The organism is Lewinella sp. IMCC34191 (genome assembly GCF_003390935.1).
GTDB lineage: Bacteria > Bacteroidota > Bacteroidia > Chitinophagales > Saprospiraceae > Neolewinella.
Map to the genome: position 1 here is coordinate 337604 of NZ_QNQZ01000005.1, position 24032 is coordinate 361635.

At 59.7% G+C, this 24032-nt stretch carries 19 protein-coding genes; 6 read left to right on the forward strand and 13 right to left on the reverse strand.

What is annotated here, in order from left to right; translation table 11 throughout:
- Positions 1 to 434 precede the first annotated feature (434 nt).
- The 6 genes from DRW39_RS12255 to DRW39_RS12280 form a co-directional block, all read right to left on the reverse strand.
- Positions 435 to 2435 carry an alpha-L-arabinofuranosidase C-terminal domain-containing protein gene (locus tag DRW39_RS12255; protein WP_116107396.1) on the reverse strand — a complete coding sequence of 667 codons (2001 nt, stop codon included), beginning with the start codon at positions 2433 to 2435 and terminating at the stop codon, positions 435 to 437.
- A 70-nt stretch (positions 2436 to 2505) separates the two neighbouring features.
- Positions 2506 to 3510 (reverse strand): arabinan endo-1,5-alpha-L-arabinosidase, encoded by a 1005-nt coding sequence (locus DRW39_RS12260; RefSeq protein ID WP_116107397.1) that lies wholly within the window; start codon positions 3508 to 3510, stop codon positions 2506 to 2508.
- 17 nt (positions 3511 to 3527) lie between these two features.
- On the reverse strand, positions 3528 to 5069 hold the full coding sequence (locus tag DRW39_RS12265; RefSeq protein WP_116107329.1) for an alpha-N-arabinofuranosidase: 1542 nt from the start codon (positions 5067 to 5069) through the stop codon (positions 3528 to 3530).
- Positions 5070 to 5217: 148 nt separating this feature from the next.
- On the reverse strand, positions 5218 to 6735 hold the full coding sequence (locus DRW39_RS12270) for an arabinan endo-1,5-alpha-L-arabinosidase (protein WP_116107398.1): 1518 nt from the start codon (positions 6733 to 6735) through the stop codon (positions 5218 to 5220).
- Between the two features lie 118 nt (positions 6736 to 6853).
- Positions 6854 to 8404, reverse strand: a complete 1551-nt coding sequence (locus DRW39_RS12275) for a RagB/SusD family nutrient uptake outer membrane protein (protein ID WP_116107330.1) — start codon at positions 8402 to 8404, stop codon at positions 6854 to 6856.
- A gap of 5 nt (positions 8405 to 8409) precedes the next feature.
- Complete coding sequence (locus tag DRW39_RS12280; RefSeq protein ID WP_116107331.1) at positions 8410 to 11490, reverse strand: SusC/RagA family TonB-linked outer membrane protein; 3081 nt, start codon at positions 11488 to 11490, stop codon at positions 8410 to 8412.
- A gap of 481 nt (positions 11491 to 11971) precedes the next feature.
- Between DRW39_RS12280 and DRW39_RS12285 the strand changes: the two genes are divergently transcribed.
- Positions 11972 to 12826: a hypothetical protein gene (locus DRW39_RS12285; protein WP_116107332.1), complete on the forward strand. Its 855-nt coding sequence runs from the start codon at positions 11972 to 11974 to the stop codon at positions 12824 to 12826.
- On the opposite strand, the gene DRW39_RS12290 is transcribed toward DRW39_RS12285, so the two are convergent.
- Positions 12800 to 13663: a DUF58 domain-containing protein gene (locus tag DRW39_RS12290; RefSeq protein ID WP_116107333.1), complete on the reverse strand. Its 864-nt coding sequence runs from the start codon at positions 13661 to 13663 to the stop codon at positions 12800 to 12802. The genes DRW39_RS12285 and DRW39_RS12290 overlap by 27 nt on opposite strands.
- Positions 13664 to 13948: 285 nt before the next feature.
- Here DRW39_RS12290 and DRW39_RS12295 point away from each other — a divergent pair, with 285 nt between their 5' ends.
- Both DRW39_RS12295 and DRW39_RS12300 read left to right on the forward strand, forming a co-directional pair.
- Positions 13949 to 14698, forward strand: a complete 750-nt coding sequence (locus DRW39_RS12295) for a class I SAM-dependent methyltransferase (protein ID WP_157976079.1) — start codon at positions 13949 to 13951, stop codon at positions 14696 to 14698.
- A 174-nt stretch (positions 14699 to 14872) separates the two neighbouring features.
- Entirely contained in the window at positions 14873 to 15070 is a 198-nt protein-coding gene (locus DRW39_RS12300) for a cold-shock protein (RefSeq protein ID WP_116107335.1), read from the forward strand.
- Positions 15071 to 15146: 76 nt separating this feature from the next.
- Here DRW39_RS12300 and DRW39_RS12305 read toward each other — a convergent pair whose 3' ends face one another.
- Both DRW39_RS12305 and DRW39_RS12310 read right to left on the reverse strand, forming a co-directional pair.
- Entirely contained in the window at positions 15147 to 15581 is a 435-nt protein-coding gene (locus DRW39_RS12305) for a cold-shock protein (RefSeq protein ID WP_116107336.1), read from the reverse strand.
- A 229-nt stretch (positions 15582 to 15810) separates the two neighbouring features.
- On the reverse strand, positions 15811 to 16941 hold the full coding sequence (locus DRW39_RS12310; RefSeq protein WP_116107337.1) for an amidohydrolase: 1131 nt from the start codon (positions 16939 to 16941) through the stop codon (positions 15811 to 15813).
- Between the two features lie 145 nt (positions 16942 to 17086).
- On the opposite strand from DRW39_RS12310, the gene DRW39_RS12315 reads away from it, so the two are divergent.
- Entirely contained in the window at positions 17087 to 17668 is a 582-nt protein-coding gene (locus tag DRW39_RS12315; protein ID WP_116107338.1) for a class I SAM-dependent methyltransferase, read from the forward strand.
- 6 nt (positions 17669 to 17674) lie between these two features.
- On the opposite strand, the gene DRW39_RS12320 is transcribed toward DRW39_RS12315, so the two are convergent.
- Both DRW39_RS12320 and DRW39_RS12325 read right to left on the reverse strand, forming a co-directional pair.
- The gene (locus DRW39_RS12320) at positions 17675 to 18175 is read right to left on the reverse strand and encodes a hypothetical protein (RefSeq protein WP_116107339.1); all 501 of its coding nucleotides are present in this window, start codon (positions 18173 to 18175) and stop codon (positions 17675 to 17677) included.
- Positions 18176 to 18305: 130 nt separating this feature from the next.
- Positions 18306 to 19196: an alpha/beta hydrolase gene (locus tag DRW39_RS12325; protein WP_116107340.1), complete on the reverse strand. Its 891-nt coding sequence runs from the start codon at positions 19194 to 19196 to the stop codon at positions 18306 to 18308.
- Between the two features lie 264 nt (positions 19197 to 19460).
- Here DRW39_RS12325 and DRW39_RS12330 point away from each other — a divergent pair, with 264 nt between their 5' ends.
- Together DRW39_RS12330 and DRW39_RS12335 are read left to right on the forward strand one after the other, a co-directional pair.
- The gene (locus DRW39_RS12330) at positions 19461 to 20519 is read left to right on the forward strand and encodes a hypothetical protein (RefSeq protein WP_116107341.1); all 1059 of its coding nucleotides are present in this window, start codon (positions 19461 to 19463) and stop codon (positions 20517 to 20519) included.
- Between the two features lie 93 nt (positions 20520 to 20612).
- The gene (locus DRW39_RS12335) at positions 20613 to 20987 is read left to right on the forward strand and encodes an iron chaperone (RefSeq protein WP_116107342.1); all 375 of its coding nucleotides are present in this window, start codon (positions 20613 to 20615) and stop codon (positions 20985 to 20987) included.
- Between the two features lie 7 nt (positions 20988 to 20994).
- Here DRW39_RS12335 and DRW39_RS12340 read toward each other — a convergent pair whose 3' ends face one another.
- Positions 20995 to 22575, reverse strand: a complete 1581-nt coding sequence (locus DRW39_RS12340; protein ID WP_116107343.1) for a calcineurin-like phosphoesterase C-terminal domain-containing protein — start codon at positions 22573 to 22575, stop codon at positions 20995 to 20997.
- A gap of 20 nt (positions 22576 to 22595) precedes the next feature.
- Entirely contained in the window at positions 22596 to 24023 is a 1428-nt protein-coding gene (locus DRW39_RS12345) for a SusD/RagB family nutrient-binding outer membrane lipoprotein (RefSeq protein WP_116107344.1), read from the reverse strand.
- Positions 24024 to 24032 lie beyond the last annotated feature (9 nt).

Genomic DNA, 24032 nt, shown 5'->3' on the forward strand with positions numbered 1-24032 from the left:
GCGCTTAGGCACAGATTGACACAGATTTCCCGCAGGGCATTCGCGTGGCCATTGGCCGGCAAAGGTCGCTGCACGACAGCGTGCAACCGCGGAGCCACTCGGGAAAGCACTGCGGTACATCATAAATAGCGGCGCAGCCAATCTGTGTGTAATCTTTGCCCTAACCGCCGGAGGTAGCCGCGAAGCGAATCTGCAAAATTAGTACTGGGTAAAACCCGAGCCGAAGGCGAGCTGCAACGTCCAAAAAATCCGTGTCAAATCTGTGCCCAAAATCTGCGAAATCAGTGTTGAGAAAACAACGAGCCGAAGGCGAGCTGCCACCTGCGGAAAATCCGTATTGAGTACCCACGAGCCGCAGGCGAGTCATCCCAAGCGGTAGCCCTCCCTACTCCAAACATCCGAATTCCCTCCAAGCACAAAAATTCCAGGCCCGGCTACTTAGCCACCTGCAGCTTATACACCGCAAAAGCTTTGGCGGGCAGCGTAGCCGTAAGCTTACCCTTCCGAAGCGTCACCTCGCTCTCCACGGGGCTGACCTTCATCGGCTCGTCAAAGGAGTTGACGGCATCCATATCCGTGCCACTCATGGTATAGGCCGTGCCCTCGGCCGCTAGGGATTTACCCTTGATGGTGATGTCGAGCTGCCGGGGGGCATCGCTGGTGTTGGCTACCTTGACGTACACCTCCCCGCGACCGGCGTCACTCACCACCGAGGCGTAGAGACCGTCCTGACCGGTGACGGGCTTGCCGGCTTCGGTGACCCGGTGCAGGTCCGTACCGGCGTGGTTGGCGTAGAGCTTTTGGACGTAGTAGTTGGCTGTCCCGTAAGACTCGAGGTTGTCGAACCAGATCATGTCCGGCGTCCACTGCCAGGCGTCGGCGTGGGCCATTAACGGAGCGTAGGAGGTCATGACCACGATGTCGGCGTTGCGTTCCAGGCCGGTCATGTAGGCGGCTTCGGAGAGCGCGCAGTTCCAGTTGTTCTTATTTTCCGGGCTGGCGATGGCCACGCTCTGGGCGGCGTACTCACCGGCGAAGACCTTCGGGCCTTCCCGGTTGTAGTCGTCGTAGCGGGTAGCATTTTCCCGGAACCATTCGGGGGAGCGGTAGTAGTGCTCGTCCACGATCTCCGCGTTCATCTCCCGGAGCTGTTCCCAGCCATAGTCGAAGTATTCGCCGTCGGGGAAGGGACCGCTGCCGGAGATGATGACGATATCGGGATAGGCAGCCTTTATGGCTTCGTCAAATACCTTGTAGCGTTCGATGTACTCCGGCCCCCACTGCTCGTTGCCGATGCCGATGTACTTCATATTGAAGGGTTCGGGATGGCCCATATCGGCACGCACCTTGCCCCAGGCGGTGGTGGTGTCGGCATTGGCGAATTCGATGAGGTCCAGGGCGTCCTGTACGTAGGGGTCAAGTTCCTCCATCGGTACCAGCTCACCGGTATTGAACTGGCAGGCGATGCCGCAGCTCAGGATGGGCATGGGCTCGGCGCCCAGGTCCTCGGCCAACTGGAAGTACTCGAAGAAGCCGAGGCCGAAACTCTGGTAGTAGTCCGGGGTGAGCCGGTGGTCGAACTCCGTGTTCCAGCGGTTGACCAGCAGTTCGCGCTCCTCGATGGAACCGACCGTCTTTTTCCACTGGTAGCGGCGGGCCAGGGTACGGCCTTCGACGATACAGCCCCCCGGGAAGCGGAGAAAGCCGGGCTCCAGATCGTAGAGCAGTTGAACGAGGTCTTTACGTAGCCCCTTGTTCCGCCCCTTCCAGGTGTCGCGGGGAAAGAGGGATATCATGTCGAGGTTGGCGGTACCGGGAGCATCGAAAGTCAGCCGCAAGCGGGCCGCGGGATCCGTTGCCGTAGCTTCCAGCGTGGCTTCGTAGTCCTGCCATCCATCGCCTGCGAGGGAGACGGTGGTTTCTCCAATCACTTCGTCGTCGGTAGTCAGTAACTGAAAGGTGACGGCGGACAAATCTCCCTTGCCGGTACCGGCCTTGAAGGAAAGGTCGTAGGTATCCCCCTCGCGGACGCCCATACCGCGGAAACCCTCGTTAAGGAGGTGATAGCCTTCCGGGTTCTTGACCGTCACCCGCAGGTAATTCTGGTTGGCGGGATCGTCCTTCACCTTGACGATATCGCTCATCCCGGAGTTCTCGTTCATGGAGTGGCGATCACTGTTCGGTTCCAGCCAGCCTGTCTTCGGGAGGGTAAATTCGAAGCCGCGGTTCTTGATCATTTCGGCGTAGAGCCCGCCGTCGGCGGCAAAGTTGATGTCTTCAAAGAAGATGCCGTACATGGTCGGCTGGATCGGTGCCACCGACTCGGCGGCGTCGACGGTAAGGGAATGACTCGCCGCGACTTGTCCAGATATGGCGGCGGAAGCGCAGGAAAAAAGCAGGCAAAGGAGGGTGATCTGCTTCGTAACGATATGCATAGTCAGTAGTAAATTGTTGATGGTTCGGACCATCGTTCAGCGTGAGTTTGGTCGTGAAATAAGTTTTCCCCTATTCCAGTGGTTGTACCATGGGCCAGCCATCGTCCGTCCAGCGAATCGTGCGGACCTTCAACTTCGACCGCCCCCGGTCGGCGGCGTCGTAAGCGTGAAGGAACATGCGGTCCTCCCCGTCAAAGGTGTAGACGCTACAGTGTCCGGCCCCGTAGTAGTTCTTGTTACCCTGAATGACGAGGGTACCCCCGCCGTGAAACAGGTTCTTTCCGGCTCGGTCGAAGTAGGGACCTTCGACGTCGCGTGACCGTCCCACCACAACTTTATAGGTACTATTCTCGCCGCGGCAGCAAAGGTCCCAGGAGAGGAACTGATAATACCAGCCTTCCTTCCTGAAAATGAAGGGGGCTTCCAGCGCCGCGTTGCCCGGATCGCTGTCGGCCAGTTCGAATTCCCGTTCCCGCCGCGCGATGGTGTGCCACTCCTGCGGTTCGGCAATCTTGATAAGCGAAGGATCCAGTTTGACGAGCTTCAGTCCGTTCCAGAAAGATCCGAACGACATCCAGGGCGTGCCCTCGTCGTTGAAGACGATGTTGGGGTCAATGGCATTCCAGAGATCGCGGTTGGGTTGCGACTGGATAACGATCCCGTGGTCCGTCCAGCCGTAGTTGTCGTCGTCGGGATGGAGGCTCGCCGTCGTCGCTACACCGATGGCCGAGGTATTCTTGCCGAAGGCCGAGACGGAGTAATACAGGTAATACCGTCCGTCGTGAAAGAGGACGTCCGGTGCCCAGATGTGATTCCGGAATTCCGGCACGACGCTATCCGTCCAGCCCGGCTTTTCCGCGAAGACCGGCGGGGCCTCCTCCCAGTTTTCCAGATCCGTCGACGAAAAATGACCGATGCCCCGTCCGGTGCAGTACAGGTGGTAGGTATCCCCCTGTTTGATGACGACCGGGTCGTGCACCGAAATATCGGTGGTCTGGGCCACCAGGTTACCGGCCAGCAGCAGCCATACGACCGCCAGGAGATGAGCCTGGAGAAGGATACGGGCATCGGTCATTTTCGCGCGGGTTGGCATTACTTCGTTCCTTGCAAAACAACCAGGGAAAAGGGCGGAATCGTCAGGCGAAGCTTGCCGTCACTCATTTCGGTACCGTCGAAGTCGGTTGGCGCTACCTGGTCGGGGTTGTCGAAGGTGTTGTGCTCCTGCAGGGTCTCCGCGGTGAGGATTTCCCCCGTTACGCCGGTGATGCCCAGGGCGGCGACGTCCAGTTCGATCTCGTGCGACTGCTTGCTGTCGATGTTGACCAGCGAGAAGTGCATCCGGCCCTCGTCATCGCGGGAGGCGGAGGCGGAAATGGCCGGTAGACTTTCTCCCTCGAAGGTGTACATCGGCGATTCGAAGGACAGCGGGATCAAGGTCGCGTCGTGGTGGGGAACGTACATCCGGAAGACGTGGTACGTCGGCGTGAGCAGCATCTTCTCCTCGTCGGTGAGGATCACGGCCTGGAGTACGTTGATGGCCTGGGCGATGTTGGCCATCTTCACCCGGTCGGCGTGGTTGTTGAAGATATTCAGGGTAGCGCCGGCCAGCATGGCGTCGCGCATCGTATTCTGCTGGTAGAGGAATCCGGGGTTGGTACCCGGCTCGACCTCGTACCATCCGCCCCATTCGTCGACGAGCAGGTCGACGCGCTTCTCGGGGTCGTATTTATCCATGATGGCGACGTGCTCCTCGATGAGTTCGTCCATCTTCAGTGCTTCCTTCATGGTGATGAAGTACTGGTTCTCGGTGAAGTCCACGGCGGGCCCCTTCGCCGCCCAGTCGATGACGGCGTAGTGGTGCAGGGCGATGGCTTCGATGAGGTTCTTCGGGATGTTCTGCATGAGCACTTCCGTCCACTTATAATCGTCGCCGCTGGCACCCGAAGCAATCCGATATAGCTCGTCGTTCTGCCAGCCGGTCATGAAGGTGGCGAAGCGACGGTAAAGGTCGGCGTAGTACTCGGGGCGCATGTTTCCTCCGCAGCCCCAGGCTTCGTTGCCGACGCCCCAGTACTTGACGTCCCACGGTTCCTCGCGACCGTTCTCCGCCCGCAGGTCGGGCATCGGGCTGGAGCCGGCCGGGTGGGTGGTGTACTTGATCCAGTCGGTGAGCTCCTGCGGCGTTCCGCTGCCAACGTTGGCCGATAGGTAGGGCTCGGCGTCCAGCATCTCGCAGAGGTTGAGGAAATTGTGGGTACCGAAGCTGTTATCCTCCTTGACGTTACCCCACCAGACGTTGAGGATGGAGGGACGATCCTCCACGGGGCCGATGCCGTCCTTCCAGTGGTAGGTATCGGCGAAACAGCCGCCCGGCCAGCGGAGGTTGGGGATCTCGATTTCCTTCAGGGCTTCGACCACGTCCAGACGAATGCCTTCCCGGTTGGGGATCTCGCTGGTGTCGCCGACGTAGAACCCACCGTAGATGTTACGTCCGAGGTGTTCGGCGAAGTGGCCATAGATGTGCCGGCTGATCACGGTCGTGTCCGTGGGAGCCTCCACCGTGATGGCTACCGACTGGGCGGTGACCGTAGCCAGCCCGCAGAGTAGGGTCAGGGTGAAAAAGAATGATTTCATGTCTGTTGTGTTTTTTCGTAATGTAGGTTGTCCCGGCGGAATCGATTGTTTCCCTGCGCTCCGTCGCAAAAAATTGTCGCCGGATTTGCCGGCAAAGATGCAATCGGCAGGACAGGGCAGCGAGAAAGTCGGAGGGTGGCAAAGTACACTACGGTTCGGTTTTTTTACCCCACACGGCGTAGCCGTTCTCCTGCAGGCCGGTGAAGAGTACGGTTTCGGCAACCTCGTTTTCCCAGTCGCGCCCCCGTTCGATCCGGGCGGACCAACTACTACCGTCCACGGTAAGGGTCAGCCGGGGAGCACTATACGACCAGCTGCCCGTAAGCGCTCCGGAAACGGTACCGTCGGGTGCCAGCCGGACCTCTTCGGCATTCACGTACCCCGGATCGACCTGCTCCTCCGCGTAGCCCGGTACCACCTCGTAGTCGAAGCGAATGATCTCCCAGTCGCCGGCAATTTCTTCCTCCCCAACGGCGGATTCGGTTTCCGCGGCGTAGCGTTGGGGGCTCACCAGCGGCCAGCCGTCCTCCGTCCAGAATAGTTGCCGGAGGTGCATGACCATATAGTAGGGGTTGACGTCCGGACGGCCCTGGTGACCGATATAGAAGGTATCGTTCTTTTCGAAGACGCCAGGATGCGAGACGCCCTGCCAGCCACCGTGACCGGCGAAGCGGTAGGGGGCGATGAGCATGGGAAGGTCGTCGACATCCTCGTTCATATCGCGGCCTAGGTAATCGTAAAAGGGTCCCGTCGCGTTGTCGGAGCGACCGACCCGGACGTTGTACTTCGTTTCTAGCCAGTCGTAAGCGATGAACAGGTAGTACTGGTCAAATTCGGGGTTATAGATGATATCCGGCCCCTCGATGTTGCCGTTCACCCGGCCACCGGTGAAGCCGCGCTGGGCTACCCGGGTTCCCTTGTCGTTATTCCGTTTGGCAAGCCCGGTATCCGGGTCCAGTTCGAGCCGGTAGATCCCGTCCCAGGCCGATCCGTAGTACATCCAGTGGCTACCGTCTTTGGCCACTACGATCGAAGGGTCGATGGCGTTGGTCTGACGGGTAGCGTCGTCGAGTGAGGTAACCACCAGGTCCTGTTCGATAAAGGGGCCCTCCGGCCGGTCGGAGGTAGCCAGGCCGATGACGCTGAGGCGGGGAGTTGAGGCCGTCGAAGCAAGGGAATAGTATAGGCGGTACTCGTTGTCCACTTTGATGATGTCGGGTGCCCAGAGTCCGGCCACGGGCTCACCGCCGTTGCTACGGATAAAGTTTGCCCCCCGGCTAGGGATGCCGGGAAAAGCCCAACCGACGAATTCCCACTCGACCAGATTAATACTGCGCCGGATCTGGATGCCGGGACGAATGGCGTGCCCGAAGGCAACGTCCGTATTGTAGCACCAGGTAAAGTCATCATCCACCCAGTAGACCGGGTCGTGGACGTTATAGTGCATCCAGTCGTCGGTCCGGTCGGGAGAGGCCAACTCCCCGTAGGTATCCGAAAAGACCGAAAAATCGATCGGTCCGTCGTCCAGCGAAGTGGTATCCACTACCGGCCCCGGCGGGGGGTTGGACGGCGGGGGGGTGGTCGGTGTGGTGACCTCGTTATCCTTCTGACATCCCAGAACGAACAGACACGCAAGCAGCAGTATGGTAAAGGATGATTGGGACATGTCACGGGGCGTTTTGACGGGGGTTCGCTGAACCCACCGCTCGTAAAGAATAGGCAAGGGGGAAAAGGGCACGGGAATGGGGCCGGCCCGCGGCAACGTACCGGTAGGCGCGTTCCGTTTAGTTAGCGGAGTTGCCGACCAGGTTCTGGTTACGGTCCAGCTCTGGCTGGGGGATAGGCAGTACGATCCGGTCGGGGGTATAGGTATCGAATTCGGCGTCGTGGGATTGCAGAACCGAGAGTTCGTTGCTGAGCATTCCCCAGCGGCGGATGTCCTCCCAGCGCTTACCCTCGATGGCCAGTTCCATGACCCGTTCGTGCTTCAGCTGCTCCATGAATGCTTCCAGGGAATAAGCGGCAAATTCGCCCTCCCGATCCGGAAGGTTGGCCCGGTCGCGGACCTGCTGAACATACCCTGCGGCCTCAGACACGTTGCCCGTGTTAGCGAGGCACTCTGCGTACATCAGCAAAACGTCGGCGTACCGGATGACGTGGTAGTCAAAGCCGGAGGTGAAGGCGTCCGATCCATCGGCGGCCGTAGTGTACTTCTTGATAAAGTAGGCGTCTTCGGTAAATCCACGCTCGAACCAGTCCTGCCCGAAGGCCGTCGTGTAGCCTTCGTCGGGTTCATAAGAGAGGATAGTGGCGTGGTAGCGCGGATCGAGGTTTCCGTCTACGGTGCGCTCCTGGCGCATCTCTTCGTAGAGGAAGGCGGTGGGAAAGAAGTCGAAGAAGTCACCCACGGAGTAGGTGGGGCTAAGGGCCAGAAACTGACGCCAATTTACGTTCGGATCTCCGCCCCAATTGAACTCGGCCGCCGCACTCGTGGTAAAGTCGGCCCAGAAGATCTTGCCCGGGTTCGCCGCCTCAATGCCGGGATCCTGGGTGAACAAGTCGGCGTAGTTATCGGCCAGCGAATACTCTCCGGACTCGATCACCGTCCGGAAATACGGAAGGGCCTCGTCGTAGTTGCCTTCGTAGAGGTATACCATACCCAGCAGGGAGTTGGCGGCGCCGAGGGTAACTCGTCCTTCCTGTCCGGCATCCGGACCGGATACGTTGTCGTAATTCAGCGGCAGACGTGAAATGGCGTTCCGCAGGTCGTCCTTTACCTGGGCGTAGACGTCCTCCCGGGTTACGTCTTCGTTGGTCGGGTAGAAATCGTCGCCGCCCTGGGGGGTGGAAAGAACGATCGGCACCTTCTCGTGGGTATTCGTCAACTTGAAGTAGGCGAGGGCCCGCAGGAAGTAAGCCTGCCCCAGGAGGCGGTCGCGCAGGTCGGAATCCAGTTCCTCGACGTTGGGGACGTTCTCGAGCGCCTGATTAGCGCGGCTGATCAGGATGTAGTGTCCGTGCCAGAAAATGTCCAGGTCACCGATGGTGGGGGGAATCGTGAAGGAACTGATACCCGTGTAGAACACCCACGGACTGCGGCTGGCTACCTCATCGCCTCGGCCATCGTTATATACGGGGGACATACGCTGGTACCAGGCGTCGGTGATCAGGGTACTGTAGATGGCATCAACGGCGGCCACGGCCTGGTCGGTGTTGGCGTAAAACTGCGCTGACGAAAGCCGGTTGGGGTCGACAATGTCGAGTTGGTCGTCACAGGCGAAACTGCCGGAGAGGACGCCAACGGCCAAAAGGATATATAGGATACGGTTCTTCATGATCTTTAGAATTGGATTTGTACGCCCACCATCGTGGTACGGGGCCGGGGGAAGGTGCCGAAGTCGAAACCGGGATTCAGGATACCGGCCTGGAAATCGGGATTGTACCCCTTATAAGCGGCGAAAGTGTACACGTTCTGCATGGTCGCGTAGAGGCGGGCGCTCTGCATATTGATCCGGCCCAGCAAGCCTCCCCGGAAAGTATAGCCGAGCGAAAGGGTATTGATGCGGAAGTAGGAACCATCCTGCAGCCAACCCGGACGGTCGGAGTCGCGCTGGTTGTTGTTGGGGTCGTTCCAGACCACCCGGGGCACGTCGGTGCTGGTATTCTGGGGCGTCCAGCGGTCGAGGATGTCGGTATGCCAGTTCGTATAGCCGGAAGTGACCATCAAGCCGCGGTAGAGGTTGCTGTTGATCAGGTTACCGCCGCTGCCCTGCCCGAAGACGGTGAAGTCGAAGTTGGCGTAGTTAGCTACGAAGTTGATACCGTAGAAGTAGGTCGGGTTGCCCTGACCGAGGTACTGGCGGTCGGCCTCGTCGATGATGTTATCACCGTTCAGGTCCGCAAAGCGGATGTCGCCGGGGCCGGTGTTCTCGTTCTGGAAGGGGGCCTCCGCCACTTCGTCCGGCGTTTGGAAGATACCGTCGTACACCCAGCCGTAGTGGCGGCCGATGGAACCGCCGACTTCGGTGCGCGCACCGGCACCGGAGAGGAAGTCCAGCGTTCCGATGTCGAGCACCTCGTTCTTAACGGTGTAGAAGTTCGGGGCGATCTCGAAGCTTACCGGTCCGAGGGTCGGGCGCCAGGTAGCCGAGAATTCGACGCCGGAATTCTGGATGGAACCGGCGTTGGTCGTCAGGCCGGCCAGCGAACCGTTGGACAGGGGGATGGGCAGATCGATGAGGACATCTTCGGACACGTTCGAGTAGTATTCCGCGGTGAATTCCACGCGACCGTCCAGGAGCTCCAGGTCCATCCCGACACTGCGGGTAGTCCGGGTCTCCCAGGCGATGGAGGGGTCGACCAGGATAGTGGTGGCGGCACCCAGTACCCGGCCCGTACCGAATTCGTAAGGAATGGCCCGGTTGATCGTACTCTGGTAGCGGAAGTTGCCGATCTCCTGGTTGCCCAGCCGGCCGTAACCGCCACGCAGCTTCAGCGCGGTAATCGCCTGGGGCAGATCGAAGTCGTTGTGGATCTTCCACGCCAGCCCGATGGAAGGGAAGAAAGCGTAGCGGTCGGAAGCCCGGAAGCGGGAGGACCCGTCGTAGCGACCGTTCAGGGTCAACAGGTAACGGTCGTCGAAGGAGTAGCTGATCCGGCCCAGCAGGGAGGCCAGGGCGGCGGGCTGCTGGTTGTCCGATACGCTGAAGGTCGAAGCGCTGGTCAGGTTCAGGTTGTAGGGCTTCTCCAGCCCGGAACCTACGGCTTCGAACTGGCGGAAGTTGAACTTCTGAAAGGTCTGACCGCCCAGTACCGTCAGGTTGTGCTTGCCGGACTCCAGGGTGTAGGTCAGCGTATTCTCCACCAGGTAGGAGTTCGAGGAGCGGTTGCCGGCCTGGAGTTCCGCGGTAGGCCGGGGGAAGAAGTAGCCCAGGTCGTACTGCGGGGCGAAGAGCTGGTCCTCAATGCTGGTGTTGTCGTACTGGAAGTTGAGCTTGTACTCCAGCCCCTCGGCTAATTCGTAGGTGACGTAGGCGTTGGCCAGGATGCGGTTCACCTTCGACTGGTTGGAGACCAGGGAATTAAAGCCGGGTACGTTCAGCGTGATCGACTGGTTGATTACCGCATCCGCTCCGCCGTAGCCGCCTTCGCGGTTCGGGTCGAGCAGCGGGATGGTCGGGGCGGCCTGCAGCAGGTCGTTCACCAGCGACGGACGTCCGCCCGGAAGGAATAAGGTGGTGGCGCCGGAAAAGAAGAGCGGGTCCTCGTCGGAGCGCATGACGTACACGTTCTCGCCGAAGGTCAGGCGGTCGGACAGCTCGGTCTCCGCGTTCACCCGCAACGAATAGCGCGCGTAGTTGGGTCCGGTACCGACCAGGGTGCCCCGGTTGTCGAGATAATCCAGGGAAGCGTAATAATTACTCTTGTCCGTTCCGCCGGAGACGGCCAGGTTGTAGTTCTGGATGGAGCCGTCGGTGTAGCCCTCGTCCTGCCAGTTCGTGTTGATATCGTCGATGAAGGCGGGGGAACTTGGATCGTTACCCGGTACCAGTCCCTGATTGGCGTTCCGCAGCAGCTCGGAGTTGATCATCTGGTAGCCTTCCCGGTCGAGCAGGGGGATGCGGTCCGGTACGGTCTGCAGGCCGGCGTAGGCGTTCAGGCTGATGCTGAAGCCCGCGTTCTTGCGGCCGCTCTTGGTGGTGATGATGATGACGCCGTTGGCCGCCCGGTTACCGTAGATGGCGCCCGAAGTGGCGTCCTTCAGTACCTGGATGGACTCGATGTCGTTGGGGTTAATGTCCCGGATACCGCCGGGAAGGGGGAAGCCGTCCACTACGTAGAGCGGTTCGGCGCCGGAACCCAGGCCGAAGGTACTCACGCCCCTTATCCGTACCGTGGGCGTCGCCCCGGGCTGCCCGTCGGAGGTAATGGAAACGCCCGCTACCCGGCCCTGCATCATCTGCGTCACGTCATTGGAGGCTTGCTTCTGCATTTCCTCCGTATTCACTACGCTGACAGAGCCGGTGAGGTCTTCTTTCCGTTCGCTACCGTAACCGATAACGACCACTTCGTCAAGCATTTCGGCGTTCTCGGAGAGGGTGACGTCGATAACCGTTTGATCGCCTACGGTAAACTGCTGGGTTTCGTAGCCGGTATAGGAGTAGATGAGCACGTCAGCCGGGCTGGCCGAAATGGAGTAGGTACCGTCTATATCGGTGACCGTACCACTGGATGTATTCTCTTTCACGATGTTGACCCCGATCAGCGGCAGGCCGTCCGAATCGACAACCGTACCGGTCACCGTTCCCTGCGCGCCGAGGCCAAGGGAGAAAAGCAAGAGCGCAAAGCAGAAGCGGATCCTGCCTCGCTTCCCGTCCGGCCGGGCACCGGAGCGTGGGGGGCGTTTGTTGCTGATGATCATATAAGCTTGTTTGATTAAGTTTTTTGGCTTCCGCCACGAATTAGGTCACAGGGAAAATGCGGGTTGCAAGGCACCCCCGGATCAGACCATACTTATCAATACAGAATTATATACTGCCATAATTAAAGGCAGTGTGATTTGTCGAAGTTATTGCATGATCCGGAGACAAATATTCCACTGCCAAAAGTAGATCACCACCCTGCCATTCGGGGTGGACGATGCGGGAATTGAGGTGGACAATGCCGTAGAATCTCCCCCGATAAGCCCACCGCCGCCGGATTTGGTGGACTTTGGGGTACCCAGGTCGCAAAAAATGTCCTACTGTTCCGGAAGACCCGCTAATTCGGAAAATCTCCCCGCCGTTCGTCCCGGCAGAAAAGCGGAACGTATAAGCTTCCCAAGCCGTCGTCCAAAAGGCCGGTCGCCTGGTTGCAGACCTGCGAAGCGAGCCCGTATTTCGGGGGCTAAAACATCTAAAACCATGTCTACACCCGAAAATTTATCCCCCGACGAAGAACGCGCCATCGATAATCAGATCAGAGCGGCGCTGTTTGATGCGGAAAGAGGAAGCCATACCTATGTTTCCCCGGATGTCGAGCCGGAACTGCTGGATCCCTTTTTACGGTCCATCAAGGAAAATGAGGAAAGAGCTGACGAGCCACCCGTGTTGCTGAAAAGCCTGCTTCCCGACCTTGAACTGCCGGATCTAAGCCCGACGGCGGGGCAAGACGCGGCACGGGCGGCCGTAGAAGACCTGCTACATAAGCTGTCCGCGGCCAATATTCACGTCGACGACTACCCATTCCACCTCACCGACCGTGAATACTACGACTGGTTGCGCGGCACCCTCCTTCACAAGGATGTCTACTTCCCCTACGGCGGCGGCTGGAACGTCCACTTTTCCTACGCGGAAATCGAGCCCGGGAGCCCGACGAATATGTTTTCCTGCCTCTCCATGTTTCTGACCGAGCTCTTCCGGTTGGACGGTACGCTCGACTGCTGGCTGCTCCAGGGGGCAACCTACCACAACATGGAAACCGTAGCCCCACCCCGGCAGGGCCATTACTTACAGTGCTGGCGCGCGGGCTTCCGTCAGTTGGAACTGATCGATCTCACGCCGCTACCTGCATTCGGAACGAAAGAAAACGCTGCGTTTCTGGAATTCGAGATTGTCTACCGCGGCAAACTGCAAAACGGCGACCCCGTTGAATACGCCGGCCCCGGCCGGGTGAGCCTGCACTACGTCGATCCGCGCTGGGAGATCGTGGCGCTGCGCTTCCCGGGCTTTGCGCTGGCGGAGGAAAGCACCCTACCGCCCCCGAAAGAAGCGCAGTAACTCTTTGACGTAGTCCTCCGTCGTCTCCACGCTCAGCGTGTCGGCTCCGCTCTTGCGAAAGGAGTCGCTGAAGTAGTCCATATTCTCATTGTACCAGTGGGCGTAGCGGTCGCGAACGCGCTTACTGTCCGTATCGATCCAGTGGACCTCGCCGCTCTCGGCGTCGCGGGCGCGCAGCAGGCCCACCTGCGGCAGCTCGCGCTCGCGGGGATCGTAGAGGTGCAGGCCCACCAGATCGTGCCGGCGCGCGGCCAGGCGCAAGGAGCGCTCGTACCCCGTGGCCAGGTAGTCGGAGACGAGGAAGCAGATGCTCCGCTTCTTAACCATGTTGGTAAAGTAGTCCAGTGCCATGGCGATATCGGTCCCGCTGCCCTGCGGGCGAGTATCCAGCAATTCGCGGATGATGCGCAGGATATGCCCCCTCCCCTTCTTGGGCGGCAGAAACTTCTCGATGCGGTCGCTGAACAGCAGCAGCCCCACCTTATCGTTGTTCTGGGCGGCACTGAAGGCCAGCACGGCGCAGATTTCCGTGATCAGCTCGTTCTTGGGTTGTTTGACGGTACCGAAAAAGCTCGACTTCGAGATGTCCACCAGCAGCATCACGGTCATCTCCCGCTCCTCCTCGAAGACCTTCACGTACGGCTCGCCGGAGCGGGCGGTCACGTTCCAGTCGATGTTCCGCACGTCGTCGCCGTACTGGTAATTGCGCACCTCCGAAAACGACATACCCCGCCCCTTAAAGGCCGTCTGGTACTCCCCGGAGAAGAGCTGCTTGCTCAGTCCCTTCGTCTTAATCTCGATGCGGCGGACGCGCTTTAGGAGTTCGGTGGTTTCCATGGGGGGAAGGTACGGGTTCTCTGTAAGGGGCTAAGGGGCTAAGGGGCTAAGGGGCTAAGGGGCTAAGGGGCTAAGGAAATGTACTTCCTTTACCCCGTATCCCCTTTACCCCCCTAACCCCTTTCAAATAAAGGCGGCGGAGCGCAGGTAAAAACACCCCTCCCAACCGGCGCGCAAACCAATAACTTCAATCTTTCCCAAGAGGCAGCAATGGCCAAGACCCGGATCATTTCCATTATCTCCCCCTCACGGATAGGGTTTCTACCTGCGCCCCGACGCAAAAGATTGAGTTCTGATCGTTCCTATTCCATGCGTGGAAACGGCATCTATAGCCCCGCCTTCGTTTCCGGCCTATTTGACCGGATGAGCAGGACGTACGGGGTAATCAATTATATATCGTCCTTCGGCTTCTCGGAGATCTGGCGACGGCAGTGTGTCCGGCGGATCGACTGGAGCGAATACGCACGTGATCACCTGACGCTGGACCTGATGTCCGGAATGGGGGAATGCTGGCACCTGATCCGGGACCGTTCCGCCACCCGTATCATTGGAGTCGATTTTTCCGGTGAAATGGTGAAGAAATCACTCCGTCAGGCTGAACGGAACAGCCTTGCCGGCGTGACCGTTTTGCAGGAGGACATTCTCGATAATTCCTTGGGAAGCGAGCGCGCTGACGTCATTGTTTCCTCCTTCGGGCTGAAGACCTTTGATGATGTCCAGCTGCAGGCTTTGGCCGCGGAGGTTGCCCGACTGCTTAGACCCGGAGGAACTTTCAGCTTTGTCGAGATCAGTGTTCCGAAAAATTTCCTGTTGCGCCCGCTGTACATGTTCTATCTGCAAAAGGTGATCCCGGTCATCGGAAAGTATTTCGCAAATGACGCCTACAGCTATAAGTACCTGGGTATTTACACGGCCAATTTTGAAAACGCCGAGAGATTCGTTGGCTATCTGTCCGATGCCAGGCTGAACGCGGCGTTTCAGTCCTACTTTTTTGGCTGTGCTACCGGGGTGATCGGGACGAAACCGCTTTCCTAGTGGCTATCTCCCCCCAAGATGGCGGCTGAGGCCACCCAAATGCCTCCCTTTACCCGTCTGGTTCGTGCACAAAGTGAAAATAAAACCCCGCCCCAGCTAAATTGCCCGTACCTTGCGCGCCGGTAGAGCTAGTACGGTATTATCTCGCCGTTAAACGACCCGAAAAACTCTACCATGAGCACAGGAACAGTCAAATTTTTCAACCAGGCCAAAGGCTTCGGATTCATCGCCCCCGACGGAGGCGGAAAGGACGTATTCGTCCACGCTAACGATCTTAATGGCGCGACCATTGACGAAGGCGACAAAGTAACGTTCGACATCGAGGAAGGCCGTAAGGGCCTGAGCGCCGTCAACGTCGCCCACGCGGAGTAATCAACTCGCGTACATTGAAAAGGCCCGTCAACGATACGTTGACGGGCCTTTTCTGTTCTGGGGGGTGAGGTTCAGCTTACGACTGCAACTTGACACCCAGTGCGATGGGTCCTTTGGGTCCCCTACCCGCTTCGAAGACTACTTTATCTCCGTTCTGGATGGGTCCCTGTAGGTTGTCAACGTGGACGAAGTAGCTCTCGTCTCCCTCGTCGCCGATGATGAAACCGTAGCCCTTTTCTTCGTTGAGGAATTTCACGAAGCCCGTCTTTTCGAACTTCGATTCCTCCGATTTTTCGGAGGGGGGGGTGCTGATGTCGATGTCCTCGAGGCTCACCTTTTTCTTCAAACTCGGATCGGGCGCCTGCGTGGTCAGGTTGCCGTCGATGCCGACGTACATGAATTCGGGGGGCTTGTTGCTGCTGAGTTTCTTTTGCTCGCGTTTTTCGCGCTTGTCCCGCTTCTTCTTCTGTTTCTTTTTCTCCCGTTGTTTCTTGTTAAACGTATCAGCCATTTAAATTCGTTACGTGATTACGTGCAAATCGATGGTAATAAAGGATTAATAATTAATTGCACATATTACTAGCCCAGTCTCAAAACAAAATGCTGACCATAATGCTGGCGTGCCCGAAGCTCGCAGGTCCTAAATCTATGTTCCGAAAGGATACAACCGATTAACAGACGGGAAGTTGCGCCACCTGTGCGGGTATGGGGTGCGGTCCGGATATTCATTCGACATCCCCTTACCCAAGTAGGCGGCGGATAATTTCGGAAAATACGCTTACGCCGGTGGCGATCAGCTCATCGGGAAAGTCGTACGTCGGGTAGTGCAGGGCCGGGCAATGTTCCCCCGCCCCGAGCCCGAACATCGCGGAGCGAGCCCGCCCCGCCAACCAGCCAAAATCTTCCCCGAAGGCAAAGGGATAAGGCCGCTGCCGTAGCTCCAGCCCCCGTGCTTCGGCCGCTTCGGTTACGAGAAGGTTCGCCGCCCGGTCGTTTCGGGTACCCGGAAAATGCTCCAGCCAGGTAAGGCGATGCTCGAGCCCGTGTACGGCAGCGGTACGCCGGACGATCTCCGTAACGGATGCCATCAGGCTATCCATTGTTTCCCCCGTCCAGGTGCGGACGGTATAGTGCACCTCGCCGTGGCCCGGAGCGATGCCGTAGGATCGCTGCCCCACCGTCAGGTGCACGGGGGTCAGCAGGGCGTAACCGGGATCGTGGGGATCGGCCCGTTGCAGGGCCGCCAGCGCCGGAATCAGTTCGGCTACCGCGGTCGTAGGATTGCGGCCGTTCTCCGGCTCGGCCGCGTGCGACTCGACGCCGGTGAGCGTCAGCGCGAAGCTCCGTACTTCGGCGGAGAAGCTACCCGCTACCGTAATGATCTGGTGCAGTGGGGCGCCGGGAATATTGTGGAGGGCAAAAACGTAGTCGGGAGCAAGCTGCCGGAAAGCCGGGCTTTCCACCACCTGCCGGGCTCCCCGTCCGGTCTCCTCCGCCGCCTGGAAGAGCAGCACGACCCGCCCCCTGGCGAAGGACCCGGCTCCGAGCGAGTCCGCCAGTCCGCATACGATGGCCATATGTCCGTCGTGGCCGCATTTATGGGATACATCCGCCACCGTCGAGCGGTAGGCAAAGTCGTTGGCCTCCACGATCGGCAGGGCATCCAGTTCACAGCGGATCATGACCGTCGGTCCGGGTCCGGAGAAGTCGTACACCGCCGCGAAGCTTTCCCCTCCCAGATGATCAAGGAAGGTCACTTTACCCCGGTCCCGCAGGAAGCGGCGTATCCGCTCCGCCGTAGCGCCCTCTTTTCCCGACGGTTCGGGGAAGCGGTGAAGTTCTCGGCGGAGTTGTAGCGATGAATCGTTCATAGAGCAAGGCGGGTGATCCGGTTGAAGGTAAGCCGTCGGCCGGGCACGGCTACACCATCTGCTGGGGCTACGCGAAGCGAAACGACGGATAAGCGGTGATCGGGGAAGACCCACCGTAATTTGCCGGAATAATACCCCCCAATCCATGGACTCATCCAACGGCTACGAGCGCATCGCGGCCGACTTCATCGCCTACCGCGGTACGGGCGCGAACGCCGTCGGTGTCGCCGCCGTACACGCCTGGGCCCGTAGCCTGCCCGACGGGGCATCCGTGCTCGACCTCGGTTGCGGACCCGGTATTCCGTTGACCGGAGTACTGGTGGAGGCGGGGCTCGACGTCTACGGCATCGACGCCTCGCCGACGCTGGTGGCGGAATTCACCGAAAATTTTCCGCGCCTACCGGTTGCCTGCGAGGCCGCCGAGGCAAGTGATTTTTTCGGGCGTTCCTTCGATGCCGTCCTGGCCTGGGGCTTGCTGTTTCTGCTTTCCCCGCGGGCCCAGGCTACGGTCATCCGCGGCGTAGCGGAAGCCCTACGCCCCGGAGGCCGTTTACTCTTTACCGCGCCCTACCAGGAAGTGCAGTGGGAAGACGCCATGACGGGACGGCCGTCGGTTTCCCTCGGGTCCGAAGGCTACCGGGCCCTGCTCACCGCCGCCGGTTTGTCCCTAAGCGAGGAATACGAAGACCGGGAAGAGAACCATTATTTCAGCTGCACGAAAGCATAAATCCGCTTACTCGGATCTCGCGGACAGCTTTTCTTCCACCCACTCCGGAATGCTGCCTTCCGGGCAGAGCGTGAGGTGCACGGTTTCACCGGCTTCGGTCAGGACGAGCGAGCCCGGCTCGAGGATCTCGATGGAGATTTCCGCGCCGCTGCCGTTGGCACAAGATTGGGTGCCGGTATAAACGTCACCTTCGAGGCCGGTCATCTCAAAGCGACAGTCTGTGGTACCCTCGCCCTGCAGGCCCGTTCCCGTCCATACCCGCCAGCCGGTATTGGTGGGGTCCTGACAGTCCGAGCCTTCGATGACATAAAGTCCCGGTTCCAGCGCGAGGCTGTTTTGGGCGTCGAGGCTATCGGTGCCGGGGCGCTCGGCGTAGCCCGCTTCCGCCGCGTCCACTTCCACCGTTTGCTCCCCGTCGATGGGGGTGGCCTGACCGGTTTCTTCCGACCCGCAGGCGGCGAGCAGAAGGACAATCAACGGGGTATAGAGAGCAGCGTACTTCAGCATGTGCGGTATTTAAGTACCTAGCGTAACCGGTACTTGGTATCGGGGTTTGAAAATTCTCTGCGCCAGACTGCTAATTCGATCGGCTGTATCTGAATTTGCCATTCCACGGTCCGAGGGGGCGGGTACCGCCTTACTCCAACACCCGGTTCAGAAACGACAGCACCCGCTCCCGCACCTCCGGGACGTCGAACTCGGGCCCGTAGTGCGGCGCGCCGGGCACGATGATCAGTTCGTTTTCCACCCCGCCAAGGCTAAGCCAGGAGCTGAGGAGCCTGGACTGGGCGGGATTCACCGACTCGTCCAATTCTCCCTGTACGATCAGGAAGGGCGGGTCAGCGGCGTCCACGTAGGTGACCGGACTGGCGGCGGCGGCCAGGTCGGGACGGTCGAGGGCTGGGGCGCCAAGCAGCTTGCTTTCGGGTGATTCCGGGTCACCCGCTCCGGGAAACATGACGAGGTTGGCCGGCCCGTAAAAGTCGACCACGCCGCGGATGCGGAAGCCGTGGTCCGTACCGGGCGCGTAGAATTCCTCCCCGGCCTTGTTATGCGCCAGCCCAACCAGGGACGCGAGGTGGCCGCCGGCGGAGAAGCCCATCACCGCGATGCGGGAGGTATCCAACCCGTAGTCCGCCGCGTGGTAGTTGAGAAATTCGATCGCCTGATTACAATCCTGCAGCTGGGCGGGGAAGACCGCCTGGGTGCTGTGGCGGTAATCGATGGAGGCCAGCGCGTAGCCACCGCCGACGATGTCGTGCACCGTCTGCTGCATATAGCTCATGTCGGCGTACTTATCGTTCACCATCCACGCGCCGCCGTGGATCCACACGACCAGCGGCAGGGGACCGTCCGTATCCGGCGGCAGGTAAAGATCGAGCAGGTGCTTGCTGAGCGTATCGCCGGCGTAGTTGAGATCGGGGTGTAGTACCGTTCCCTCCGGGAAGTAGGCGTATACGCGATTCGTCTGCGCGGAAAGCGTGATAGCGAAACACAGCAGGACTAGAAGGGCAAATATTCTGTTCATGGCCGGAAGCGTCGGTTTACTCGTTACGAACAAGATAGGCCAGTCTTTACAACCGTCATTTATTTGCGGCGGAGCGCAGGTAGAAAGCTTTTTGGCGATATCAGAAGCGTTCTACATTCGACCATTTTGAACCCCGAATATTGCCATCTTTAAGATGACTTCCTCCCTCCCCGTTAGGCAAATGCCAGCTTTAAGGTCAGCTGCGGTATATGATCGGTAGATACCCCATCGTTATCTTAGGCACATCCTACTGCCTCTCATTCCTTGCCCTTTACGTTCAACCGGCCGCGCCTAACCGTCTCCACGGGATTCCTGTTGGTGGGTGCGCTGGTGGCGCTGGCGATCCTGTACTGGGAGATTGAAGGGACGGGAGACACCAACCTGCTGTTCCCCATCCTGGCCGCTTGCGCTGGTCTGCTCTACGAAAGCTGGCGAATCACGCGCAACCGGCGTCACGTCGCGTGGACGTTGCTGGCAGCGACCTATCTGAGCTTACCGTTCTCCGTACCGCACGACCGAGGCGACTTTGAAGCCCCACCCTCCCTGGTGGTTTTCGCTTCGCTATTATTCGGCTTCTACTGCGTGGTTTTTGCGGTCATCAACTACAAGCGGATTCTCCCGAAGCGATCCGAGGGGCAGGCCTGGTTACTCTCTTTGTGCTATCTGTACTGGTTACTGGAACTCTGGCAATCCGGTATTTCGTTCCCGGTATGGTTAGCGCTGGCCGGGACGGGAATTATCCCGCTGACAATCTCCGGCTTCCATGCCTTCCTTCCGCTGCCCCTCACTCAATGGGTGAGGACGTGGTTGAGCATATGGTGCGTGTTCGTTATTCTCGCCTTAGGTATTGACAACGGTACGTACGTACTGTCTTCCCTGTGGGACTGGACCACTCCCCACCCCCTGGATTTCACCACCCGGATGCTTGCTTTCTTTCTGCTGGGTATGTCGGCTATTTACGTAGCGCACAACCTGATGCAGATCATGGAAATGTTATCGCTGGACAAGCTGGGAACGCGGAAAGAAAAGCGACAAATTCGGCGACGCCATATCCTCAACTTTTCCGTCCGTCAGATACCGGCCTGGCAGTCCGCCCTCTGTTTGGCTTATGCGGGTATTCTTTTCGGCCTCAACTTTTACTTCGCCGTCCTGCCTCGCATCACGATGATCTGGTTGGTCATCGTCAGCTTTCCCCCCGTGCTCGGCTTGGTAGTCCCGCCGCGTCCGGAAGCACCGTCCCCTACCCCGGATCGCCAACCGAGGCGGCTGGACCGGTCGAATCGGCCGGAACGATCGATTCGCTTCCCCCGGATCAGATCGTAAATCCAGACTAGCCCGCGAAGAGCGAATGCCCACTCTGCTTCGGCCGTAAATCCCATCCCGACGGGGCATATCTTACGAGAATAATGCTTGCCCATGTCCGTCCCGAAGCCGACCACCGTAGACGAGTACCTGGACGCCGCCCCGGAAGCCGGTCGCGCCCACCTGAACGAATTGCGTCTTCTGCTGCGCTCCGTCGCCCCAAAAGCGGACGAAAATATCAAGTGGGGACAGCCCGTCTTCGAGCAGGGCACCATTCTTTTCGCCTACGCGGCGCATAAGGCCCACCTGAACTTCGTGCCGACCGGTCCTGCCCTGGCGCCCTTCGCGGAAGAACTCCGGGGCTTCAAACGGGCCAAGGACTCCTTCCAGATCCCCTACGACCGCCCACTGCCGACGGATTTGATCCGCCGCATCGCCGCCTACCGGCTGGAGGAGGTGACGGAGCGGGGGGCGAAGTGGCGCTACTGAAATTAGTCTACCGTCCCTGCTCGGCTCTAGGCTCCAGCCGGTAGGTACTGGTGCCCATATGCGTCTTGCCGAACTGATCCGTGGCGCGTACCTCGATGGTATGCTCGCCGGGTGCGAGGCCTACGGGCACGCGGCCGCGCCACAGGTGGGTGCTCGGAATGGCGTTGGAACCACGGCGGCCAGGCACCAATTGCTCGTTGGTATCCCATTGGTAGAGGGAGGCTTCGTAGGCGGGGTCCTGCTCCACCGAGTAGGTCATCGGAGTCCATTTGCCGTCGTCGACGCGGTACTCGACCGTATCGCCCTCCCGGCCCATGAAGAAGTTGACGTAGATGCCCGCGCTGGTGCCGCGCTCGTGGATGGTCACGCGGGGGTTGTAGATCTCCATCTGGTACGTCTCCGGCATGCCGGCCACCCGGTACTCGGTGCGGTATTCGTTACCGTCGAAGTGGAGGAAGGCGTAGCCCTTCGGCGTACCGTCACGCATGGTGGAGTAGGGCACGCCGGATTCGTTGAGCTTGCCGGAGTACCAGTCGCCCGAGGTGGTACCGACGTTATACTCGTGGTGGGGCGTGTCGCGGTCCATGCCCTCTTCCCGGCCGAAGTAGTTCTGCCGCTGGATGTGGGTGTGGGCGGAAAGCGATAGGGTATGCGGAAAGCGCGCCAGCAGGTCGAAGAGCCGCTGGCGGTCTTCGTCGCGGTAGCTGTCGCCCTCTTCCTCCAGGGGAATGTGGAAAGCCAGCACGACCAAATGGTCTTCGGGTACGAATTGCAGGTCGTTTTCCACGAAGTCCAGCTGATCCGCGCGGAAGCCGCCCCAGTAGCCGCTGGAATCACGCGGGTCGGGGTAGAGAATATCGTCCAGGACGATGAAGTGGACCCGGCCGTAATTGAAAGCGTAGTTGGCGGGGCCGAAGCGGGCCTCGTAGGTTTCATCGCTGAGCTCGTCGCGGGTGGCGTCGTAGTTCATATCGTGGTTGCCCATCAGGTTGTACCAGGGGATGCCGACGCGCCGGACGACTTCGATGTAGGGGTTGAACAGATCCAGGTTGTCGCCGACCAGGTCGCCCAGACTGAGGCCGAAAGGGACGTTCTCGATGCCCTCGACTTCGGCGACCACGCCACGGGCGAACCAGTCCATATCCTCCAGGGTGTACGGCTGGGGGTCGCCGAAGATGAGGGCGGTGAACTCGTCGTGCTCTTCGGCGGGCAGGAGGCCGAAATCGATGGCTTCCGGCAGTTCTCCCGTAGGGGCCACCCCCGCGTATTTCAGCTCCGGGGAGCCGGCGGGCTTGTGGATGCGGTAGAAGCGGGGCAATTTGTACTCGTCGACGGGCACCGCGTAACCGGCCGGCTTGATAACGGCGATGATATCATCGTCCCCGACTGGGATCTGGTAGCTGCCGTCGGCCTGCGTACGGACCACTTCCACGCCGTTGGTAACGCTTACGTCCGGGATAACGGTTTCTCCGCCGTCGCGGCGGCCGTTCCCGTTGGCGTCAGCGTATACGACACCGGAGGCCTGTTGCTGAGCGTGCAGGCTGCCGGCGAGCAGGATACCGAAGAAAGCGAAATGTAGATTTTTCATGTAAGGTTTGGCTAAAGCGTTTAGTCGACGGTATCCCACCACACCCGGGTGTTGATGTCGTCGGGACCTCCCAGCAGGGGCAGGGCGTCCTGGTAGTTTGCGTTGTTACCGATGCGCACGTCCTGGGGGTAGTAGAACCGGGCGGGCATGCGACCGTCGTTGAGCATGGCGGGGGTAGTGGGCAGCTCCGGCAGACCCGTGCGGCGGTATTCGAACCACTGTTGGTAATCTACGAAGTAGAGCGCATAATACTTTTGCAGCATGATCCGCTCCAGGCTGCCGTCGTAGGCCGCGGTGGGTTGGTCGAAGTAGCCGGCGGGCAGCGAGGTGCCCAGTTGCTCCATGGCCGCGGCGACGCCGGCCTCGTAATAGGCCTGCCCGTCTTCCAGGTACCCGCGCTGGGCGAGCTCGGCCTGAATAAAGGCTACTTCCGCGTACGTCATCAGGTAGATGCGCATGGGGTTTTCCACCTGCTCGATCTCGAGCGTGGAAGCGTTGTAGGTGAACTGCGATTCCGGACCGTCGTAGGCGCTCGGTATTCCCTTATAGCCGATGTTGTTCAGGGCGGAATCCTGGGCCATGGTGGCGATGACCGGGCGGCGCGGATCTTCCCAGCCATTTAGGTTATCGATAAAAAAGGTGGTCATCTTGGTGCCCAGGCGGAAGTCCTGCGGACGCCCCCAGGGGGACACGTTAGGGCTCACGCCGGTAACTTCCAGAATGGCCGATTCTTCAGTAGCGGTGAAGACCGGGTACTGTTCCGGGTTCTCCACCATGGTGGCCAGCCGATCGAAGGAGTCAAAATCGTCCCGGTTGGAAACCCGCAACAGGAGGCGCATCAGCAGCGAGTTGGTGAACCGCCGCCAGCCGGCCACTTCGTTGTCGAAGAGGATGTCCGGGGCGTAGGGCATAGCCCGCTGGGTATCGTAAAGGGTGTTCGCCCGCTCCAGGTCCGCCAGGATGGTGGCGTATACGTCGGCTTGCGCGTCGAAGCGGGGGTAAAGGTTCCCTTCCTCGGCGGCGGAAGCTTCCGTCATCGGCACCGGTCCGAACAGGTCGGTGAGGTTGGCGTAGAGGTAGGCGTTCAGCGTCAGGGCGATCGCCTCGTAGTTGGGGTCCTCGGCCTCCACGGCGGCGGCGCGCATCTCCTTCACGTTGTTGGCCAGCCGGTAATACCAGTACCAGGAGGAGTTCCCAATATTCTGACTGACGTCGTAGCGGTGCAGTCCGCCCGATACGCTGGGGAACGGAACGGTCACCTGCATGAGGTCGAAGGTGATGGCGTGGCTGCGGCCCGCGTTATGCGTCGCCAGTTCGTAGAGGATCGGGTTAATGAGGGTTCCCGGACTGATCTCCGTGATCCGGTTCGGGTCCTCGTTCACCTCGGCGAAGTCGTAGGTACAGGCCGTGAGGAAAAGCAGGAGCAGGGAAAGGAGGGTATATTTCATGGCGCGGAT

Excerpts from the sequence above, each read along its gene's own strand:
- DRW39_RS12275 (WP_116107330.1), bottom strand. The coding sequence starts at position 8,404 with ATGAAGAACCGTATCCTATATATCCTTTTGGCCGTTGGCGTCCTCTCC.
- DRW39_RS12265 (WP_116107329.1), bottom strand. The coding sequence starts at position 5,069 with ATGAAATCATTCTTTTTCACCCTGACCCTACTCTGCGGGCTGGCTACG.
- DRW39_RS12325 (WP_116107340.1), bottom strand. The coding sequence starts at position 19,196 with ATGAACAGAATATTTGCCCTTCTAGTCCTGCTGTGTTTCGCTATCACG.
- DRW39_RS12280 (WP_116107331.1), bottom strand. The coding sequence starts at position 11,490 with ATGATCATCAGCAACAAACGCCCCCCACGCTCCGGTGCCCGGCCGGAC.
- DRW39_RS12315 (WP_116107338.1), top strand. The coding sequence starts at position 17,087 with ATGGACTCATCCAACGGCTACGAGCGCATCGCGGCCGACTTCATCGCC.
- DRW39_RS12285 (WP_116107332.1), top strand. The coding sequence starts at position 11,972 with ATGTCTACACCCGAAAATTTATCCCCCGACGAAGAACGCGCCATCGAT.
- DRW39_RS12300 (WP_116107335.1), top strand. The coding sequence starts at position 14,873 with ATGAGCACAGGAACAGTCAAATTTTTCAACCAGGCCAAAGGCTTCGGA.
- DRW39_RS12320 (WP_116107339.1), bottom strand. The coding sequence starts at position 18,175 with ATGCTGAAGTACGCTGCTCTCTATACCCCGTTGATTGTCCTTCTGCTC.
- DRW39_RS12340 (WP_116107343.1), bottom strand. The coding sequence starts at position 22,575 with ATGAAAAATCTACATTTCGCTTTCTTCGGTATCCTGCTCGCCGGCAGC.
- DRW39_RS12270 (WP_116107398.1), bottom strand. The coding sequence starts at position 6,735 with ATGTCCCAATCATCCTTTACCATACTGCTGCTTGCGTGTCTGTTCGTT.
- DRW39_RS12290 (WP_116107333.1), bottom strand. The coding sequence starts at position 13,663 with ATGGAAACCACCGAACTCCTAAAGCGCGTCCGCCGCATCGAGATTAAG.
- DRW39_RS12310 (WP_116107337.1), bottom strand. The coding sequence starts at position 16,941 with ATGAACGATTCATCGCTACAACTCCGCCGAGAACTTCACCGCTTCCCC.
- DRW39_RS12260 (WP_116107397.1), bottom strand. The coding sequence starts at position 3,510 with ATGACCGATGCCCGTATCCTTCTCCAGGCTCATCTCCTGGCGGTCGTA.
- DRW39_RS12305 (WP_116107336.1), bottom strand. The coding sequence starts at position 15,581 with ATGGCTGATACGTTTAACAAGAAACAACGGGAGAAAAAGAAACAGAAG.
- DRW39_RS12335 (WP_116107342.1), top strand. The coding sequence starts at position 20,613 with ATGTCCGTCCCGAAGCCGACCACCGTAGACGAGTACCTGGACGCCGCC.
- DRW39_RS12255 (WP_116107396.1), bottom strand. The coding sequence starts at position 2,435 with ATGCATATCGTTACGAAGCAGATCACCCTCCTTTGCCTGCTTTTTTCC.
- DRW39_RS12345 (WP_116107344.1), bottom strand. The coding sequence starts at position 24,023 with ATGAAATATACCCTCCTTTCCCTGCTCCTGCTTTTCCTCACGGCCTGT.